This is a genomic window from Rhodoferax fermentans (assembly GCF_002017865.1).
Taxonomy (GTDB): domain Bacteria; phylum Pseudomonadota; class Gammaproteobacteria; order Burkholderiales; family Burkholderiaceae_C; genus Rhodoferax; species Rhodoferax fermentans.
The window spans coordinates 1532187-1550392 of sequence record NZ_MTJN01000002.1; the positions used below are offsets into that span (position 1 = coordinate 1532187).

At 61.5% G+C, this 18206-nt stretch carries 18 protein-coding genes and 1 other RNA gene; 4 read left to right on the forward strand and 15 right to left on the reverse strand.

The genetic code is table 11. The features are described 5' to 3' along the window. Positions 1–4: 4 nt before the first annotated feature. The 11 genes from mraZ to dapF all read right to left on the reverse strand — a co-directional run bounded on the left by mraZ (position 5) and on the right by dapF (position 10824). Entirely contained in the window at positions 5–433 is a 429-nt protein-coding gene (mraZ, locus tag RF819_RS07355; RefSeq protein ID WP_078364389.1) for a division/cell wall cluster transcriptional repressor MraZ, read from the reverse strand. A gap of 292 nt (positions 434–725) precedes the next feature. After that, complete coding sequence (gene hslU / locus RF819_RS07360) at positions 726–2057, reverse strand: ATP-dependent protease ATPase subunit HslU (protein WP_078364391.1); 1332 nt, start codon at positions 2055–2057, stop codon at positions 726–728. Between the two features lie 61 nt (positions 2058–2118). After that, on the reverse strand, positions 2119–2664 hold the full coding sequence (gene hslV / locus RF819_RS07365; protein ID WP_078364392.1) for an ATP-dependent protease subunit HslV: 546 nt from the start codon (positions 2662–2664) through the stop codon (positions 2119–2121). A gap of 16 nt (positions 2665–2680) precedes the next feature. Beyond that, positions 2681–4381: an STAS domain-containing protein gene (locus RF819_RS07370; protein WP_078364394.1), complete on the reverse strand. Its 1701-nt coding sequence runs from the start codon at positions 4379–4381 to the stop codon at positions 2681–2683. A 39-nt stretch (positions 4382–4420) separates the two neighbouring features. Further along, positions 4421–5149 carry an RNA polymerase-binding protein DksA gene (dksA, locus tag RF819_RS07375; RefSeq protein ID WP_420853881.1) on the reverse strand — a complete coding sequence of 243 codons (729 nt, stop codon included), beginning with the start codon at positions 5147–5149 and terminating at the stop codon, positions 4421–4423. A 459-nt stretch (positions 5150–5608) separates the two neighbouring features. Further along, complete coding sequence (locus RF819_RS07380; protein WP_078364395.1) at positions 5609–6670, reverse strand: CobW family GTP-binding protein; 1062 nt, start codon at positions 6668–6670, stop codon at positions 5609–5611. Between the two features lie 52 nt (positions 6671–6722). Next, entirely contained in the window at positions 6723–7904 is a 1182-nt protein-coding gene (locus tag RF819_RS07385) for a class I SAM-dependent rRNA methyltransferase (RefSeq protein WP_078364396.1), read from the reverse strand. Next, positions 7905–8216: a hypothetical protein gene (locus tag RF819_RS07390; protein ID WP_078364398.1), complete on the reverse strand. Its 312-nt coding sequence runs from the start codon at positions 8214–8216 to the stop codon at positions 7905–7907. 36 nt (positions 8217–8252) lie between these two features. Next, entirely contained in the window at positions 8253–9200 is a 948-nt protein-coding gene (locus RF819_RS07395; protein WP_078364399.1) for a tyrosine recombinase XerC, read from the reverse strand. A 26-nt stretch (positions 9201–9226) separates the two neighbouring features. Further along, entirely contained in the window at positions 9227–9946 is a 720-nt protein-coding gene (locus tag RF819_RS07400) for a DUF484 family protein (protein ID WP_078364401.1), read from the reverse strand. Positions 9947–9954: 8 nt separating this feature from the next. Beyond that, positions 9955–10824 (reverse strand): diaminopimelate epimerase, encoded by an 870-nt coding sequence (gene dapF, locus RF819_RS07405; RefSeq protein ID WP_078366822.1) that lies wholly within the window; start codon positions 10822–10824, stop codon positions 9955–9957. Positions 10825–11028: 204 nt separating this feature from the next. Between dapF and RF819_RS07410 the strand changes: the two genes are divergently transcribed. Together RF819_RS07410 and RF819_RS07415 are read left to right on the forward strand one after the other, a co-directional pair. Next, positions 11029–12696, forward strand: coding sequence for an MBL fold metallo-hydrolase (locus RF819_RS07410; RefSeq protein ID WP_078364403.1), 1668 nt, complete (start codon positions 11029–11031; stop codon positions 12694–12696). Between the two features lie 47 nt (positions 12697–12743). Then, the gene (locus RF819_RS07415) at positions 12744–13769 is read left to right on the forward strand and encodes an RNA pseudouridine synthase (protein ID WP_338109573.1); all 1026 of its coding nucleotides are present in this window, start codon (positions 12744–12746) and stop codon (positions 13767–13769) included. Positions 13770–13773: 4 nt separating this feature from the next. Here the strand turns inward: RF819_RS07415 and ddpX are convergent, their stop codons facing one another. Both ddpX and nhaR read right to left on the reverse strand, forming a co-directional pair. Beyond that, a complete protein-coding gene (gene ddpX, locus RF819_RS07420) occupies positions 13774–14322 on the reverse strand; it encodes a D-alanyl-D-alanine dipeptidase (RefSeq protein WP_078364404.1) in 549 nt (182 codons plus the stop codon). Positions 14323–14356: 34 nt separating this feature from the next. Continuing rightward, on the reverse strand, positions 14357–15253 hold the full coding sequence (gene nhaR, locus RF819_RS07425) for a transcriptional activator NhaR (RefSeq protein ID WP_078364405.1): 897 nt from the start codon (positions 15251–15253) through the stop codon (positions 14357–14359). Between the two features lie 138 nt (positions 15254–15391). Between nhaR and RF819_RS07430 the strand changes: the two genes are divergently transcribed. Further along, on the forward strand, positions 15392–15916 hold the full coding sequence (locus tag RF819_RS07430; protein WP_078364407.1) for an Rrf2 family transcriptional regulator: 525 nt from the start codon (positions 15392–15394) through the stop codon (positions 15914–15916). Between the two features lie 45 nt (positions 15917–15961). Here RF819_RS07430 and rnpB read toward each other — a convergent pair. Next, positions 15962–16305, reverse strand: an RNA gene (gene rnpB / locus RF819_RS07435) — RNase P RNA component class A. Positions 16306–16465: 160 nt separating this feature from the next. Here rnpB and cysK point away from each other — a divergent pair. Continuing rightward, positions 16466–17383 carry a cysteine synthase A gene (gene cysK, locus RF819_RS07440; RefSeq protein WP_078364408.1) on the forward strand — a complete coding sequence of 306 codons (918 nt, stop codon included), beginning with the start codon at positions 16466–16468 and terminating at the stop codon, positions 17381–17383. On the opposite strand, the gene RF819_RS07445 is transcribed toward cysK, so the two are convergent. Beyond that, positions 17328–18137, reverse strand: coding sequence for a DNA alkylation repair protein (locus RF819_RS07445; protein ID WP_078364409.1), 810 nt, complete (start codon positions 18135–18137; stop codon positions 17328–17330). The genes cysK and RF819_RS07445 overlap by 56 nt on opposite strands. Positions 18138–18206: the final 69 nt, after the last annotated feature.

An 18206-nucleotide genomic window follows, 5' to 3' on the forward strand; every position in this document is an offset into this window, starting at 1 on the left:
GCCTTCAGAACGCAAAGTCTTTGAAAACATCGGGCATGCCGCCCTGCATGGCCTGGGCTTCTTTGGCATCGTAGGTCGCTTTGTCCCAGAGCTCAAAGTAGCTGCCCATGCCCAGCAACACCGCTTCCTTGGTGATGCCGGCGGCCGCGCGCAGTTCGGGGGAGACCAGCACACGACCGGTGGCATCGATCTCCACATCCATGGCGTTGCCCAAAAAGATACGTTTCCACCACTGCGCCGACATCGGCAACGAGCCGATGCGTTCGCGGAACTTCTCCCATTCGGGCCGCGCGAAAATCATCAGGCAGCCGTCCGGGTGTTTGGTGATGGTGAGCTGGCCACTCGCGGTGGCACTCAAGACGTCACGATGCCGGGTCGGCACAGACAGCCGACCCTTTGCATCCAGACTCAATGAGGAAGCCCCTTGAAACACTTGAAATGACCTTTTTGGATAAACCAGTTGAGCAAACGCAGAGAAAAGGCACTTTCCACCACTAAATTGCACTTTTTTGCACTGTATCAGCAAAATTGTTTCCCGCAAACACACGGACTACAAATTTTTACAATGAAATCAACAACTTAGCAGCGACTTTGAAGGCAACAGCCCGACAAAATCGTTGTAAATGAAGCACTTAGAAGACGCACTGAAAGTGATGCTTGAGGATGAAAAACATCCTCAAGAAACGTGCGAAGTTACCGGATGACGGACGGCTGCCGACAGGCAATTACAGGATGTAACGGCTCAGATCTTCGTTTTTGCTGAGTTCTGCCAGGCGAGACTCAACATAGGCGGCATCCACCTGCACTGTTTGACCGCCCAGTTGGCTGGCGTTGAAACTCACCTCATCAAGCAGGCGTTCCATCACCGTGGACAACCTGCGTGCACCAATGTTCTCGGTGCGCTCATTCACATCAAAGGCGATCTGCGCCAGGCGTGTGATGCCCTCATCGGTGAAGACCACAGCCACCTGTTCGGTGGCCAGCAAAGCCTGGTATTGCTTGACCAGTGAGGCGTGGGTTTGGGTCAGGATCGCGACAAAATCCGCCACCGAGAGCGACTGCAGCTCGACCCGGATCGGAAAACGCCCCTGCAACTCGGGGATCAGATCGCTGGGTTTGCTCAGATGAAAAGCCCCCGAGGCGATGAACAGGATGTGGTCGGTCTTGACGGTGCCGTATTTGGTCGACACCGAGGTGCCCTCCACCAGTGGCAACAGGTCGCGCTGCACGCCTTGGCGTGACACCTCGGCACTGCCACTTTCTGCGCGCGAGGTAACCTTGTCGATCTCGTCAATAAACACGATGCCGTTTTGCTCCAGCATCTGCAACGCCTGGGTCTTGATGTCGTCGTCATTTACGAGTTTGGCAGCTTCCTCGTCGGCCAGCAGTTTGAGCGCTTCGCTGATCTTGAGCTTGCGGGTCTGTTTTTTGGCAGTATTGAGTTGACCAAACATGCCGCGCAACTGTTCTGCCATCTCTTCCATGCCCGCCGGGCCCATGACCTCCAGGCGAGGTGAGGCCTGGGCCACATCGAGCTCGATCTCGCGGTCATGCAACTGCCCCTCGCGCAACTTCTTGCGAAAGGTCTGGCGTGCGGCGCTTTCGGGCTCCTGGGCTTCCATCACGCCAAATTCCTTGCGTGGCATCGGGATCAGGATATCAAGCACACGGTCCTCTGCGGCGTCTTCGGCGCGGGAGCGCACTTTCTGCATCTCGGTCTGGCGGGTCTGCTTGACCGCCACATCCGCCAGATCACGGATGATCGAATCCACGTCTTTGCCGACATACCCGACCTCGGTGAACTTGGTCGCCTCCACCTTGATGAACGGTGCATCAGCCAGACGAGCCAGGCGCCGCGCAATCTCGGTTTTGCCCACGCCCGTGGGGCCAATCATCAGGATGTTCTTGGGGGTGATTTCAGCACGCAGATCGCTGTGGACCTGCTGCCTGCGCCAGCGGTTGCGCAGCGCAATCGCCACGGCCCGTTTGGCCTGCTGCTGGCCAACAATGTGTTTATCGAGTTCAGCGACGATGTCCTGGGGGGTTAAAGATGACATGGTTCAATCAGTGAAAGGTGCAGCCGTCCGGCTGCTGAGGTTCAGACCAGTGTGCTGGCGTTCAGAGACTCTCGATGGTGTGGTTCATGTTGGTGTAGATACAAATCTCACCCGCAATTTCCAAGGACTTTTTGACCATCTCGGTGGCTGACAACTCGGTGTTGCTGAGCAAAGCGATAGCCGCAGCTTGCGCATAGGCGCCACCTGAGCCAATCGCCACAATGCCGTTTTCGGGCTCCAGCACATCACCGTTGCCGGTGATGATCAGCGAAGCTTCTTTGTCGGCCACGGCCAGCATGGCCTCCAGGCGGCGCAGCACGCGGTCGGTGCGCCAGTCCTTGGTCAGCTCGATGGCGGCTCGCACCAGATGCCCCTGGTGTTTTTCCAGCTTGGCCTCAAAACGCTCGAACAAGGTGAAGGCATCGGCCGTAGCGCCTGCAAAACCCGCCAGCACCTTGCCATGGTAGAGCTTGCGCACCTTGCGTGCTGTGCCTTTGACCACGATGTTGCCCAGGGTCACCTGCCCGTCACCACCAATCGCCACTTGGACACCGTCTGGTGTCTGGCGACGCACGCTGATGATGGTGGTTCCGTGAAATTGTTCCATAAACTCGCTGTATGTCCTAGTTGCTGCGGGCCGTCACCCGCGCATGTTCGTTGATGCCGATCAGGTTGAAAAACGCGGCCACCAAATGTGGCAGGCGCGCAAACTCGATCTTTTTGCCGGTCGCCTGTGCACTGGCGACCCAATTCAGAATGCTGCCGGCGGCGGAAAAGTCGACACGCACCAGCGCGTCGCAGGTGATCAGCACATCCCCCTTGGCTTGCAAGGCTTGCTGCAAGGGCTTGAGACCTGCAGCCACGCTACCGAGAAGATCACCGGCCAGCTCCAAACGGCTGGCATTGGCATCAACAAACGGTGTGCGCTCGGTCAGGGGATCGGCCAGCGTCGACACCTGGTTCAGTTCGTCGCGCCAGTCCAAACCCATGGCGCCCACGCTCTGAGCCAACACATGTTGACAACGCGCATCCTGCCAGGCCGGCGGCGAGATATCGTAGGTCACGCAGTAGTCCATCGACACCAGCTCAAACTCTTCGCGCGAGCCCAGCACACGCAAAGCATTCAGGCGCAATTGCCACCAGAACGGGGCAACGTCCCTGTCACCCAGGGGCGTGTTGGCTCGCAACTGCGCGTCAAGACTACCCAGGTTGTCAAATTGCAGGGACAAAGTTTGATCACACCACTGCCGCATCACCGCCGCCAAAGCCACTGCCGCGTCCGGGCTGATGTTTTCCAGCAGACGCCAGTCCAGTCGGTGAAGGCCGCCCCCCGTTGTGACACTGGCTTGCAACTGCGCAACGGCCAGCTTGTCGAGCATCGCGGGCGACTGCCACCGTGCCACTGCGGGGCTGCGCTGGGCTTGAACCTGCGCCAGTCGCTCGTACAGGGCGACCTGGCCGGTGGATCGGTACAGGTCCTGCAAGGCGGTGGTCCACGCCGCCTTGGCGCTTGGATCTGCGGCTTCCCCTTTGAGCGCCAGCGTCAGCACCGACTCGGCACCGGCGTCATCGCTGTTGGCAAAACGGATGGCCGCATCTTCGATCACCGGATCAGAGGACACCTGCCCCATCTCGACCGAGACCATGTTGGAGCAGGAAAAGTCGCTGTAATCGGTGGGTTCAAAACTGGCCACACCAACCGGCATCGTGAGCTTGGAGCGCGACTTGGCAGACCACGCCTGGTCCTGCGCTGCGCTGATGGGCAACTGCGGCGTCAAGGCCTCAAGACTGGTGGGCATGGTCGGTGCAAAGGCCAGACGGGTGTCGATCTGTGACTCTACCGCTGTTGTGCTGGAAAGGCTGCTGCCACTGGCAAGCGCTGGCGCTCGCGCCACGGAGGTGGCTGAGCTGGTGGATGCGCTGGGGCTGGGTGGTGCCGCTGACGCGGGCTCCCCGGGCTTGCGCTGCTGGCCGTTCCACCACTGCCTGGACATCTGGGCTTCGATCTCGTCGATCTTCTTGAGGGTCGAGGCACGTGTTTCAGACTCTGGGAACCCCGAACTGTCCTGGTAGAACGATGCGCGCGCTGCCATTTCGGACAAGGCGGACGGCGACACTTCGCGCAACTTGCGCAGCTGGCTGAACTCGCGCCGACGCACCGCATCGTTGTGCGCTTTGCGCTCAACCATGCGTTTGATTGCCAGCTTGCCCAGCTCCCCCGGATCCCCGGCCGGCGACTGCGGCGGTGGCACATCACTCACCGGGCTACGCACAAAATTGGCAACCCTGGCCAACAAACCGGTAGACGTGTCTTTGGTTGCCATCACTCAGTCTGGTGTTATCAGCCCTGCCAACACGCGGTCTCAGTCCCCAAACATTTTCTGCTTGAGTTCACGACGTTGTTGTGCCTCGAGCGACAAGGTGGCGGTCGGTCGGGCCAGCAGTCGGCCCACACCAATCGGCTCGCCGGTTTCGTCGCAGTAGCCATAGTCACCCGCGTCGATGCGGTTGATGGACTGCTCGATCTTCTTGAGCAACTTGCGCTCACGGTCACGGGTGCGCAACTCCAGGGCGTGTTCTTCCTCGATCGTGGCCCGGTCGGCCGGATCCGGCACCACCACGGTGTCTTCACGCAAATGCTCGGTGGTTTCACCGGCGTTGCTGAGGATGTCGGTCTTGAGCGCCACCAGCTTCTGGCGGAAAAACGCCATTTGGGTGTCGTTCATGTAGTCGTCATCCGACATGGCAATGATTTCGGCATCCGTCAGTTCGGCCACCGACTTGGTCTTCCAGTTGTTGGCCAGCTTGGGGTCTTTTTTGATGGCCGAGGCCAGCGGCGACACAATCGGCTGCACCGATGTCATCTGGGTAAAACTGGCCTTGGCCGCTGTGGACGCCACCGACTGCGCCATGGACGGAACGGTCAACTGTGCCAGCCGCGAGGACGGGCGCCCAGAACGCACCGGCACGCCCAGCGGCGTGAGTTGCGCCACAGCGGCTGGTTTGACCGCTGCCACCGACTCATTGGGTTTCGGGGCTCTGGTGAATTTGGGAGTAGAGGTCACGGTTGCGGTTTGATCGAGAGTGGTCACAGATAAAGGCTTCTTTGGGGAACGGGATGGCGCCGGTTTTGGCTCCGGCGCTGCTTTGGCAGTTTCGGTTTTTTTGACCGCTGCTGCCTTTTTAACAACCGCCACAGGCGTGTCCGCTGCTTTGGTTTTGGCAGCTGGCTTGGCCGCCGGTTTGGCTGGAGAGGCCACCACCGCCTTCTTGGTTGGCGCCGCTTGACTGGCTTTGGCCGCAGGTGCGGGCTTGGCGGCAACAACCGCTTTGGCGGGTACAGCTTTCTGTTTCACGACTGGCGCTTTCACAGGTGGTCTCCTGGCGGGATTTTTATGAGCTTTGGCAGAGGAAACTGTTGTTTGTACCGTCGTTGGCAACCTGGAAACGCCGGTTGGCGCTTTTTCTTCGGCGCGCGAGTGTACTGGCGCAGCCTTCGAAAAACCCATCAGTTGCAAAAGAGAGACAAACATCAGCCCTCCGGGGCGGGGTTAAAAGACAGGCTCACACAAGGCTTGCTCCATACCTTGCAGGAAAATGTCCTGGGGCAGATCGATACCAATAAATACCATTTTGCTACAACGTTTTTCGTCTTTGGCCCATGCCGGGCCCAGGTCACTGCCCATCAACTGGTGCACGCCCTGGAAAATCACCTTGCGCTCGGTGCCCTGCATGTACAGCACACCTTTGTAGCGCAACATGCGCGGGCCATAGATGTTGACCACCGCGCCCAGAAAGTCTTCGAGCTTGGCCGGATCGAACGCGCGATCTGAACGGAACACAAAACTTTTCACGTCGTCATCGTGGGCGTGGTGGTGGCCATCATGCTGGTGCGACGGGTGGTTGCAATGTTCACCATGTGCGTGGTCATGGTGTTCGTGATGATCGTGCTCGTCTTCCTTGAGGAAGTCCGGGTCAATGTCGAGTTTGGTGTTGAGGTTAAAACCGCGCAGGTCAAACACCTCACTGAGCGCCACCTCACCAAAATGCACGGCTTTTTGCGGCGCACGCGGGTTCATGTGTTTGAGGCGATGCTGCAGGTCCGCCACCTCGTCGGCCGACACCAGATCGGTCTTGCTGAGGAAAATCTGGTCGGCAAACCCCACCTGGCGGCGGGCTTCCTGGCGGTCATCAAGCTGCTGGTTGGCGTGTTTGGCATCCACCAGGGTCAGGATCGAATCGAGCAGATAACTCTCGGCGATCTCGTCGTCCATGAAAAAGGTCTGCGCCACCGGGCCGGGGTCGGCCACACCAGTGGTTTCGATCACCACGCGGTCAAAGTCAAGCAGGCCCTGACGCTTCTTGGCGGCCAGCAGCTGCAGCGCTTCACGCAAGTCTTCGCGGATGGAACAGCAGATGCAGCCATTGCTCATCTGGATGATCTGCTCCTTGGAGTCGGTCACCAGGATGTCGTTGTCGATGTTTTCCTCACCAAACTCGTTCTCGATCACAGCAATCTTCTGGCCATGCGCCTCGGCCAGCACACGTTTGAGCAGTGTGGTTTTGCCGGAGCCGAGAAAGCCGGTAAGGATCGTGGCAGGAATCAGGGACATGGTAGAGCGGGGGTTGGAAAGGCAGCGAGTGTAACGACGAACCGGCTACAGCTTACTTACGCATGACCACCAGACCTTTCAGGTATTCCCCCTCGGGGAAATGGATGGTCATCGGGTGGTCTGGCGCGCCGCCCAAACGCTCGTGGATGAAACCGTCGACCCCGGCGTCACATCCGGCCGAGGCCACAATTTTGTGGAACAGGTCGGCGCTGATGCCGCCCGAGCAGCTGTAGGTGAACAACACACCCCCGGGCTCCAAAATCTTGAAGGCCAGGCGGTTGATGTCTTTGTAAGCGCGTGCGGCGCGTTCGGCATGTGCCACCGTGGGTGCAAACTTGGGCGGGTCCAGCACGATGGCATCAAACGTGCGGCCCTGTTCGGCAAACTGGCGCAGCGAGGCGTTCACATCCGCGTCCATAAAACTGGCACGTTCTGGCGCCAGCCCATTGAGCGCCACATTGGCCGCTGCCTTGGCCAAGGCCGGGCCGCTGGAGTCGATCGAGGTGACATGCGCCGCGCCGCCCTGCAGCCCGGCCACAGTGAAACCACCGGTATAACAGTAACAATTGAGCACCCGCTCAAACCGGAGCCGTTGGCAGTAGTCAAAAAAGCGTTTGCGGCTGTCGCGCTGGTCCAGGTAAAAGCCGGTTTTGTGGCCTTCGGCGATGTTCACCGCGAGCTGCCAGCTGTGCTCCTGCAACAGCAGCTCCACCTCACCCTCACCACGCAGCCAGCCGGTGGCCTCGGCCAAGCCTTCGAGCGTGCGGCTGCTGGCGTCGCTGCGCTCGTACAGTTTGGTCAGGCCCGTGGCGGCGAGCAATGCGTCGGCAATCACGTCTTTCCAGCGCTCGACACCGGCACTGGTGAACTGCGCCACCAGCGTGTCTGCGTAGCGGTCCACAATCAGCCCGGGCAAACCGTCAGACTCGCCATGGATCAGGCGCACACCATTACTTTGTATGCCAAATCGGCCTCTAGCCCTTATCGCGTTTGAGCAAGTAGCTACAAAAAACGATGCATCGATGCGTTGCTTTTCGTCAAAACTCCAGGCTCGGGCGCGGATTTTGGAGCTGGGGCTGAACGCCGCCCAAGCCAGAAACTGGCCTTCGCTCGATTCCACACGCACGGTTTCACCGGGGTCGGCACTCCCGCGGGCGATGGCCGACTCAAAAATCCAGGGGTGTTGGCGCAGGAGGGAACGCTCCTTGCCAGGTCGTAGACGGATAATTTTCATTCAATAGGTGATGGCCATGGCAGGCACATCGACACGGATCATGGGTTTGCCCAGCGCCGAACTCACCGCTGCAACGTAGCCAGCGGCCCACTTCGGATCTTTCAACAACGCGGCACCGGCGGCTTGGGTTACCACCAGCACCTTGTCAGCGGTCAGCACCTTGCCACTGGCGCGCAGCGGCTCACACTCCAGTTCGGTGAACTGTTTGTCGAGCCAGGCACGTGCGGCGTCGTGCGCCAGAGGGGTGCCATCGGGCACGGGGAAAGTCAGTTCAACTCCTTTGTCCAAGACAACGCTGATTTGCTTTTGCATAGGGCACCTGTTGATGAGAAGTTGAGGGGAAAGTCGCTATTTTGAACTACCCGGCTTGAGGTGAGCGCGCGGGTGCGCCGCATCATAGGCCTTGGTCAGGTGGCCAAAGTCCAGCCGGGTGTAGATCTGGGTGGTGCTGATGTTGGCATGGCCCAGCAACTCCTGCACCCCACGCAGGTCGCTGCTGGACTGCAACACATGGCTGGCAAAGGAATGGCGCAGCATGTGCGGGTGCACCGGTGCGGCCAGTCCGGCTTGCAGACTGCGTGACTGCAGCCGCTTCCAGACCGACTGCGCCGACAAACGCGTGCCGTTGCGCCCAATAAACAGCGCGGCCTGCTGAGTCGGCTCGGACAAGCGGGCCAGTCCCTGATCCCGCACAGCCAGCCAGCGCTGCACCGCAGCCACCGCCTGGCTGCCGACCGGCACAATGCGTCGTTTGCTGCCTTTGCCCAACACATGGGCCTCACCGGCTTGTAAATCGAGCCAGCCACGTGCGCTGGCGCTGGCCACCACATCCAGACCGGTGACTTCGGCCAGACGCAGGCCACTGCCGTAGAGCAACTCGACCAGGGCCGCGTCACGCGCTTCCAGCCAGGGCTTGTCACTCTCATTTTGGAAGCTGGCGAGTTGCACCGCGTCGTCCACTGTGAGCGCCTTGGGCAAGGGTTTGGCGGCCTTGGGCGAGCGCACATTGAGCACCGGGTTGACCTGCACCAGGCCTTCATGGCCCAGCCAGGTATAAAAACCGCGCCAGCCCGACAGAATCAGCGCAATCCCCCGGCCACTGCGGCCACCGCTGTGCATCTGCGCCGCCCAGCGCCGGATGTGGGCCGGCTGGACCTCGGTCAGCCCCACACCGGCGGCAGCGGCCAGGTCCGCCAATTTGGCCAGGTCCAGGCCGTAAAGCGTGACCGTGCGCTCGGCCAGGCGTTTTTCAAAACGCACATGGTCCAGATAACGCTGAACCAGGGGGTCGATCATGCGCGGTACAAGCGGTGCAACAGAGACTAACGCAGCGGCGAGAGCGCGGCGCTGGCCAGCTCGGAAATACGCGCCAGGAAATCGGTACCCATGGTGCTGGCAAAACGTTGTGCGTCGGGGGAGGCCAGCACCAGCAGACCAAACGCTGGCGCCACACCGCCGTGTGCGCCGTTGGTCTCGGGCAAACCACGCAGCGGCAAAATCGCCAGTGACACCGCCGCCTGGGGTTCGGGCAGCCAGTTGATCGCCTCCAGCCCGGTGTTGACACCGCAAAACGGTTCGGTCAGCGAGGTGGCAAAGGACTTGGCATCGTCGCTGACGCCGGTAGCAAACTCGCAGGACGCGTACTGTGGCGCCACACCCCAGACCTTGATGCCGACCTGCGGCACCGAAAACTGGTCGGCCAGTTCGTCGGCAATCAGCTGCGGCAATGCCTGCACATCGGTGTTGAGGAACAGGGTGCGCGCCCAATACAGCAGCTTGTCGGACAACACCATGTTTTCGTTGACATTGCGGATCATGTCCATGATGCGCTGCTCCAGCATCCGGATTTTTTCGCGCAACAAGGTGGCCTGGCGCTCTTGCAGGCTGACCGCACGCTGGCTGTGCGGGCTGGTGAGCTGCACGGCGGCCAGCAACTCGGCATGGCGTTCAAAAAAGTCGGGCGTGTTGGCCAGGTAGTTGGCGATGTCGTCTTCGGTGATCGGGCTGCCAATGGCGCTGGGGAGATGGGAGGTGGGTGACATGTTTGCCTTCAGTTCGGGAGTTCAATTTCGCCATCAAAAACCACGGTGGCCGGGCCGGTCAGCAGCACCGGCGCGCTGCCGCCCTGCCAAGCAATGGTGAGGGTGCCGCCGTGGGTGGCCACATCAACCGTGGCGTCGAGCAGGCCCAGGCGGATGCCCGCCACCACCGCCGCACAGGCACCGGTGCCACAGGCCAGGGTTTCACCGGCGCCGCGTTCATACACGCGCAGGCGGATGTGGCTGCGGTCTTGCACCTGCATAAACCCCACATTGACACCACGCGGGAAAGCGCCTTGCTGCTGCACCAGCGGCCCCAGAGTCAACACCGGGGCCGTGTCCACATCGTCCATCAGCATCACCGCATGGGGGTTGCCCATGGACACAAGCGCTACTTTAACAATAGTATTCAGCCCTTGATTATCAAGGGCTAGAGGCCATTTTTGCCATGATCCAGAGGATTCGGCCTGCAAACCGGTGGCATCAAATGGCAGGTGGGCCAGCGCAAAGTCTGGCGCTTCCATGTCGACCGTCACGCGGCCATCGGGCTGGCGTTGCAACTGCAAAACGCGGTTCATGGTCTGCACCGTCACCTGGTCTTTGGCTGTGAGGCCCTGGCGGCGCACAAAAGCCATGAAACAGCGTGCGCCGTTGCCGCAGTGCTCGACCTGGCCACCGTCGGCGTTGTGGATGACGTAGGAGAAATCCATATCGGGACTGGTGGCCGGGCGCACCGTGAGGATCTGGTCGGCACCCACACCAAAGTGGCGGTCGGCCAGAAAGCGGTATTGCGCGGGGCTGAGGCCGTAGTGGGTGCGGGTTTCGTCCAGCACCACAAAGTCGTTGCCAGCACCTTGCATTTTGGTAAAGGGGATTCGCATGGGTGGCATTATCTATGGGTGTCAAGTCAGGCGCCGCCTTCTGGGTCCGCACAGGCTCCACTTTTTATCCGGGGTGCAGACAGTGCAGATGCCGGGGGCTCATGACGCTTCGCTTTTTGAAATCGCCCCCGACCTCCGCCCAGCCCGCACCCCTGCCGATGTGGTATCACACGCTTGTCACCTCTGTGTCGTCATAATTTCCCCATGCCACGCCCCAGCCAACAACTTCACCCCCACCGCGAACCCGCCCCGGCGCGGCTGGCGGCTACCGTGCTATTGCTGCGTGACGGTACGGACGGGCTGGAGGTGCTGATGACCCGGCGCTCTGACACGGCGCGTTTTGCACCGGGCGCTTATGTGTTTCCGGGCGGCGGTGTGGATGCGGCCGACGCCTTGCACCATCACCTGGCCACCAGACGCCCAGGGCAACACGATGAACCCCTCACCGAGGCCATTGCCGCGATCCGCGAGAGCCTGGAGGAACTCGGTGTGTTGCTGGCGCGCCACCCGGATGGGCGCTGGGCCAACCAGCAGGACATTGACACCCTGGACCGCCAGCGCGACTTCTTTGCCCAGGTTGAGGCACGCGGCCTGACGTTGGCGGCCGACCAGGTGTTTGTGCTGGCGCGCTGGACCACCGACCGCCAGCTGCCCCAGCGTTACGAGGTGCCGTTTCTGGTGTCGCGTATGCCCGACGGCCAGGTGCCGGTGGCCGATGAAGCGGAACAGTTTGAACCAGTCTGGCTGCGCCCGGCGGATGCGCTGGCGCGCCATGCGGCGGGCAATTTCTTCATGATCTTCCCGACGATCCGCACCTTGGAGCGGCTGCGGAACTTCCCCGACGTGGCGGCCGTGCTGTTGGCCTGCGCCGAGACCGAGGCGCCGCTGTGGATCAGCTGCCCCCGCACTGGGCAAATGGGGGGGCGCGAAGTCCGTTACATGGAGTTTGAGAGCGCCTTTGGTGAGCTGGCCCTGGTCTGCCCAGACGGCCAGGCGCAACACCCGCTCGATTGGCAGAGTGAACGGGTGGTGCCGTTGCTTAAAAATGTGCAGCGCCTGACCGCACCCAACCCCGGCGCGATGACCGGCCCGGGCACCAACAGCTACCTGGTGGGTGACCCCAACACCGGCTACATCGTGATCGACCCCGGCCCGGCCGACCCGCAGCACTTGGAGCAACTCTGGCGCGCAGCGGGCGGTGACATCCGGGGCATCGTCTGCACCCATTCCCACCCCGACCACGCCCCCGGCGCCCGGCCCCTGCAGGCTTTGTGCCAACCGAAACCGCCGGTTCTGGGCCTGCCCAGCGCACCCACGGCGCGTGCTGCCAGCCAGTTCAGTCCCGACAGGACGCTACAACATCATGAGCTGCTAGCCCTTCATCCAAAAGGGCTAGAAAGTGATTTAGCTTATAACGCTGGCCACACGCTGCAGGTGATCCACACGCCCGGCCACGCCGCCAACCACTTGTGCCTGGTGCTGCTGCAGGACGGGCTGCTGTTCTCAGGCGACCACATCCTCAACGGCAGCACCACGGTGGTTGACCCGCCCGATGGCGACATGGACGACTACATGGCCTCGCTGGATCTGCTCAGCCACACCTGTACAGAACTGGGTGTGCACTACATCCTGCCCGCCCATGGTTATGTGATCGGCGGCCCAGAGGACGAAGCACAAACGGCCATCGCCCGCCTGAAAGCCCACCGCCAACAGCGCGAAGCCAAGGTGCTGGCGGCAATGCAAAGCATGCCCGATGGCAGCCCCGACGACTGGCTGGCGCTGGCCTATGCCGATGTACCCGAACGCATGTGGCCAGTGGCCAAACGCTCACTGATGGCGCACCTGGCGCGTATCACCGCCCACGTGCGCTGAAAAACGCCCGCCAGCCACAAGGGCACGCGGGTTAACATGCCCGGCATATGACCTTGCCCCGACCGCCACGCACCGCCGCGCCCAAGCGCCCCACGCTCAAAGTTCCCGCGCGCGCGCCAGCGCCTGCCCCACTTGCCCACAGCGCCTCCCAAAACGTCGTGGCACGCGCCCCTGCTCCTGTGCCCAAACCGGCTCCTGCCAAAGCGCCCCGCCCCGCTTCCGCCAAAACCCCGAGCCAAGCACGCGCGCGCCAAACCTCGCCCGCTGGCGGCGCCATCAAGCCACGCCTGCACAAAAACACACCACCACCCGCCCCAGAGATGGCCGGTGTGCGCCTGTCCAAACTGGTGGCAGCGCAAGTCAACTGCTCACGCCGCGAGGCCGAACAGATCATTGAGGGCGGCTGGGTGCAGGTCAATGGCAAGGTGGTGGAGGAACCGATGGCGCGGGTGCTGGACCAAAGCGTGGTGGTTGACCCGCAGGCCAACCCGATGGCTTTGAGCGAGGTCACGCTGCTGTTGCACAAACCGCCCGGTTTTGAGGCCATGGCGCCCTTGGGTGCCGCCAACAAACGGCTCAAGCCCGCACACACCCTCTTACAAGCAGCCACGCACTGGGAGCAGGACGAATCGAACGAACGCGTGCTCAAACGCCATCTGGCCAAACTCACCGCGGGTGTGCCGCTGGAGCTGGCAGCCAGCGGGCTGATCGTCTTCACCCAGGACTGGCGCGTGCTGCGCAAGCTGACCGAAGACGCGGCGCAGATCGAACATGAGTTGGCGGTGGAGGTGCAAGGCGAGGTATCGCCCGAGCAGTTGCAGCGCATGAACGTGCCGTCCACCCATGCGGGCAGCACGCTGCCGCCAGTCAAAGTCAGTGTCAACAGCACCGGTGAAACCTCAACCCGGCTGCGTTTTGCCGTCAAGGGTGCGCACCCCGGGCTGGCGGCTTACCTGTGTGAACGTGCCGGGCTGCAGATCCTGAGTGTCAAGCGCCTGCGTATTGGCCGCGTTACGCTGGCCCATCTGCCCGAAGGGCAATGGCGCTACCTGCTACCGCACGAGCGGTTTTAAACCCTCAGGCCAGCAGCGCCCGGCCTTCGACCTCGTCGCTCAGCGGCGGATAACGGGTTGGCTCGGGCAGGTTGTAATGCCACCACTCGTGCGGGTGGTGCGCCCAGCCCCCAGCGGTCATCACATCGAGCAACAGGCGCCGGTTGTGCTGCGCCTGCTCAGAAATGTCGGTGCGGCCATGGCGTGACTGCTCGGTCATCTCGTCAAACTCGGTGCCCATGTCCAGCGGTGTGCCGTCCGCCTGGCACAGCGTCAAATCCACCGCCACACCGCGCGTGTGCATCGAGCCGATGCGCGGGTCGGCCACAAACATCGGGTTGGGCAACACCGCCCACAGCCGCCACTGCGCGGCCGAGGGCCGGTACGCGTCCAACACACACAAGCGCAGGCCCTGCGCCTGCGCCAAGTCGGCGGCGGCCACCAAGGCGGCCAAGGCGTCTTGGTGCAAAAAGGCGACGGCGTGCTGGTAAATCGGGATGCCAGTGAGGTTGTTGGCCGTGGCGTAACGCAGATCGATGTCGATGGCGGGGTGGGAGATTTCTTGCAAAGGCATGGGTGTGCATTATCCCGGCAGCATTTGCGGGGACTTACAGATTGAAAAGTTGCCCCCGGGCGGCGTCGGTGATCGCCTGCACACAAGGGTGGCTGATGCGCCGCTCCACCGACACCGCATAAAACTCCTCCACCAGCTCATCGGTGCGGCCAATCACCGACACCCCGAACTGGGCGCAGGTCTCCTCTTCCAGCACACGCGGCGCCATGAACACACCTTGGCCTTCCCGACCAAAGGCTTTCATGAGCGCGGCGTCGTCAATCTCACCCACCACCACAGGCGCCACCTGGTGCCGGGCAAACCAGCCCTCCAGCTGGCGGCGCACGGAGGACGACGCGCCGGGCACCAGCATCGGCGCACCGTCCAGGCACGCCGGAAACGGGCCATTCACCCGTGGTTTCAGTCCCGGCGCGCAAAAGAAACTCATCACACTGCGGCCCAGCGCGTGGTTGAAGGCCTTGACACTGACGCGCCGTGGCATCGGCTCGTCGGCAATCACCAGGTCCAGCCGGTGCAGCGCCAGTGCGGCCAGCAAATCGTCAAAAGTGCCCTCACTGGCCAGCAGCTTGACCGGTTGCGCCATCGACAAGGCCGGCTCCAGCAGGCGGTAGGCCAGCGACTTGGACACCGAATCCGCCACCCCGACTCGGAAGTCCAGCCGCTTTTGTGCACCACGTGTCTGACGCAGCGCGGTCTCCAGGTCTTGCCCCAGGCTGAAGATCTGGTCGGCATACCCCAGCGCCAAGCGGCCGTGCTCGGTCAGCTCCAGCTGGCGGCCACTTTTGCGAAACAGCTTGCGCCCTAACCGGTCTTCGAGTAACTTGATCTGCCCCGACAGGGTTTGCGGCGTGATGTGCAACTGCTCCCCCGCGCGCATGATGCCGCCGGCCCGGGCCGTGACCCAAAAATAATAGAGGTGCTTGAAATTCATCTGACCAGCCTCATGTGTCTGCTTGATTGTTCGTTTTAATCGAAGTTTAAATGCCTTAAATTCGAATTTACGCGAAGTGAGTTGAACTTTATAGTTCCATCCGTGTCATCTTCACAGACACTGACAGGAGTAATACATATGCGCTTAAGTACCAAAGGTCGTTTTGCCGTCACCGCCATGATTGATGTCGCCTTGCGCGAGAAACAAGGGCCGGTGCCGTTGTCTGACATTTCCGTGCGGCAGCAAATTTCACTGTCGTACCTGGAACAAATGTTCAGCAAACTGCGCCAGCAGGGTCTGGTGCGCAGCACACGTGGGCCGGGCGGTGGTTACACCCTGGGTCACCGCACCGATGCGATCACGGTGGCCGACATCATCTGCGCGGTGGAAGACGCCGTGCCAGAAGTCAAGCCAGCCGAGGCGGCTGACACCAAAGACATGGCTCAGGACCTGTGGGACTCGATGAATGCCAAGGTGTTCGAGTTCATGCAGTCGGTCAGCTTGCGCAGTCTGGTGCTGGAACAACTGGCCAAGGGTGTCAAGATCGAACAAAAACCTGCTGCTAACCGCGGTGTGTTCAAAAAGCCGGTGCATGCGCCGCTGCGCACCAGCGCACCGAACTCGGTGTTTGCCCTCGGCCAAAGCCTGCTGGCACGCGGCTGATTGGCCTCTGGCCCAGGTAGCACCTGGGCTGAGCGCTATGAAAAAGTGTGAAGCCCGCCGATAAGCCGGATTCTGTGCACCCGGGTTGCCCCGGGTGTGACTGCCATTAATCTGGGCTGTTGGTCACCCAACAGCTCGGTGCTACCTACCCGCCAACTCCGGGGGCCCCGTCAACGTTGGCCTACTTGGTATTGCTGCGCGTAGAGATTGCCCGTTTCACCCGAACTTAATCGGCTCGTCTCTGTTGCTCTGATCCTCACCTTATACCCCTGGCTTGCGCCAAAGGCTTTCAGTGGACAGCCGTTAGCTGCTACGCTGCCCTATGCAGTCCGGACGTTCCTCCAGTGCTCTGTTTCCAGAATTGCACCAGCGGCAGTCTGGCGGGCTTCACACGGGGGATTATCGCGGCAATCGGCGCGGCCTTTCCCAGTGGTTCATCAGATAGACCGCACCCCACGTGCTGGCATAAGCTTATATGCATTCGGACAGAACAACTGGTTCAAAATAGCTTCACTCACGCACACGGCGTGACCCATTCGAGGAGCCCTGATGAAAGTCGACAACGTCCTGCAGACCATTGGCAACACGCCACACATCCGTATCAACCGCCTGTTTGGCAACACACACAAGGTGTACGTCAAATCCGAGCGCGGCAACCCCGGCGGCTCGATCAAGGACCGCATTGCGCTGGCAATGGTCGAGGCTGCCGAAAAATCAGGGGAACTCAAACCCGGCGCCACCATCATTGAGCCCACCTCGGGCAACACCGGTGTCGGGCTGGCGCTGGTGGCTGCGGTTAAAGGCTACAAGCTGATCCTAGTGATGCCCGACAGCATGAGTATTGAGCGCCGCCGCCTGATGCTGGCCTATGGCGCCAGTTTCGATTTGACACCGCGTGAAAAAGGCATGAAGGGTGCGATTGCCCGCGCCCAGGAACTCGCCGCCAGCACCCCCGGTGCCTGGATCCCGCAACAGTTTGACAACCCCGCCAACCCGGCGGTACACGCCCGCACCACGGCCCAGGAAATCCTGGCCGACTTCCCCGAGGGTGTGGATGTGCTCATCACCGGTGTCGGCACCGGCGGCCACCTCAGTGGTGTGGCCGAGGTGCTCAAGGCCAAGTGGCCGCAGCTCAAGGTCTACGCGGTGGAGCCTTCGGCCTCGCCGGTGATCTCGGGCGGCGCACCTTCACCGCACCCGATCCAGGGCATTGGCGCCGGCTTTGTGCCCAAAAACCTCAACACCAGCCTGCTCGACGGTGTGATCCAGGTCGACGCCGAACCCGCGCGTGAATACGCCCGGCGCAGCGCGGCTGAAGAAGGCTTGCTGGTCGGCATCTCCAGCGGCGCCACGCTGGCCGCGATTGCACAGAAGCTGCCCGAGATCGCCCCCGGCGCCACCGTGCTGGGCTTCAACTACGACACCGGTGAGCGTTATCTGTCGGTGGAAGGTTTCCTGCCGACATAAACGTTCCCGCCAGTAGGGCTGCCCGCTTGTCGGGCGAAAAACGCTCTATGGCGTAGCGCAACATGGTGCGCGGCATGGCCCGCTGGTGCTGGCTCAGAAAGTCTTCCAAGACCGCTGCGTCACGCTTGCCAACTTCGCGCAGCATCCAGCCGCAGGCCTTGTGCATCAAGTCCTGCGGGTCAGCCAGCAGCAACTCGGTCAGACGCAAGGTGTCGGCAAAGTCCTTGGCCCGGATGAAGGTCAACGTGGCCAGCACCGCGATCCGGCGCTCCCAGAGCATGGGCGAGCGCACCCATTCATACAACACCGACCGATCGCGCGTCAGCAAGTGCCTGCCCACGATCTTGGGCGCCGAGTTGTCCACCAGATTCCAGTTGTTGATCCGCTGGCGATGGGACACGTAAAACTGGTACACCTTGTCCTGGGTGGCTTGGTCCGCTTTGGGGTACTGCCCCACCAGAATCAGCAAGGCCAACAGCCGCTCTTCGTTATAGGGTGAGGCCAGCAAGACGTCGCAGTCAGCCAGTGGCAGCAGACGAAACTGCTTGGCAAGCTCGCGCACGGCGGGGACCACAACACCCAGAAAGTGATCACCTTCGCCGTACTGGCCTGGTCCGGTTTTGAAAAATCCGGCCAAGAACTTCGCTTTCTCAGGGTCGGCCCATGCCCGCAAGGCCGCTTGGGCACGCAGGCAGTCTGCACTCCCGACACATTCAGCACCGAGCGACAGGTTGGAAGCGGCCGTCTTGTTCATTTTTTCGTCGCAGAGTTTGCAGAAATTCTAGACCGCAGGCTTGCGCGCTGAGCACCCGCCAGGCCCAAT

Coding starts and splice junctions, on each gene's coding strand:
- hslU (WP_078364391.1), bottom strand. CDS start 2,057: ATGTCATCTTTAACCCCCCAGGACATCGTCGCTGAACTCGATAAACAC.
- hslV (WP_078364392.1), bottom strand. CDS start 2,664: ATGGAACAATTTCACGGAACCACCATCATCAGCGTGCGTCGCCAGACA.
- RF819_RS07370 (WP_078364394.1), bottom strand. CDS start 4,381: ATGGCAACCAAAGACACGTCTACCGGTTTGTTGGCCAGGGTTGCCAAT.
- RF819_RS07380 (WP_078364395.1), bottom strand. CDS start 6,670: ATGTCCCTGATTCCTGCCACGATCCTTACCGGCTTTCTCGGCTCCGGC.
- RF819_RS07385 (WP_078364396.1), bottom strand. CDS start 7,904: ATGAAAATTATCCGTCTACGACCTGGCAAGGAGCGTTCCCTCCTGCGC.
- RF819_RS07390 (WP_078364398.1), bottom strand. CDS start 8,216: ATGCAAAAGCAAATCAGCGTTGTCTTGGACAAAGGAGTTGAACTGACT.
- RF819_RS07395 (WP_078364399.1), bottom strand. CDS start 9,200: ATGATCGACCCCCTGGTTCAGCGTTATCTGGACCATGTGCGTTTTGAA.
- RF819_RS07400 (WP_078364401.1), bottom strand. CDS start 9,946: ATGTCACCCACCTCCCATCTCCCCAGCGCCATTGGCAGCCCGATCACC.
- dapF (WP_078366822.1), bottom strand. CDS start 10,824: ATGCGAATCCCCTTTACCAAAATGCAAGGTGCTGGCAACGACTTTGTG.
- RF819_RS07410 (WP_078364403.1), top strand. CDS start 11,029: ATGCCACGCCCCAGCCAACAACTTCACCCCCACCGCGAACCCGCCCCG.
- RF819_RS07415 (WP_338109573.1), top strand. CDS start 12,744: ATGACCTTGCCCCGACCGCCACGCACCGCCGCGCCCAAGCGCCCCACG.
- ddpX (WP_078364404.1), bottom strand. CDS start 14,322: ATGCCTTTGCAAGAAATCTCCCACCCCGCCATCGACATCGATCTGCGT.
- nhaR (WP_078364405.1), bottom strand. CDS start 15,253: ATGAATTTCAAGCACCTCTATTATTTTTGGGTCACGGCCCGGGCCGGC.
- RF819_RS07430 (WP_078364407.1), top strand. CDS start 15,392: ATGCGCTTAAGTACCAAAGGTCGTTTTGCCGTCACCGCCATGATTGAT.
- cysK (WP_078364408.1), top strand. CDS start 16,466: ATGAAAGTCGACAACGTCCTGCAGACCATTGGCAACACGCCACACATC.
- RF819_RS07445 (WP_078364409.1), bottom strand. CDS start 18,137: ATGAACAAGACGGCCGCTTCCAACCTGTCGCTCGGTGCTGAATGTGTC.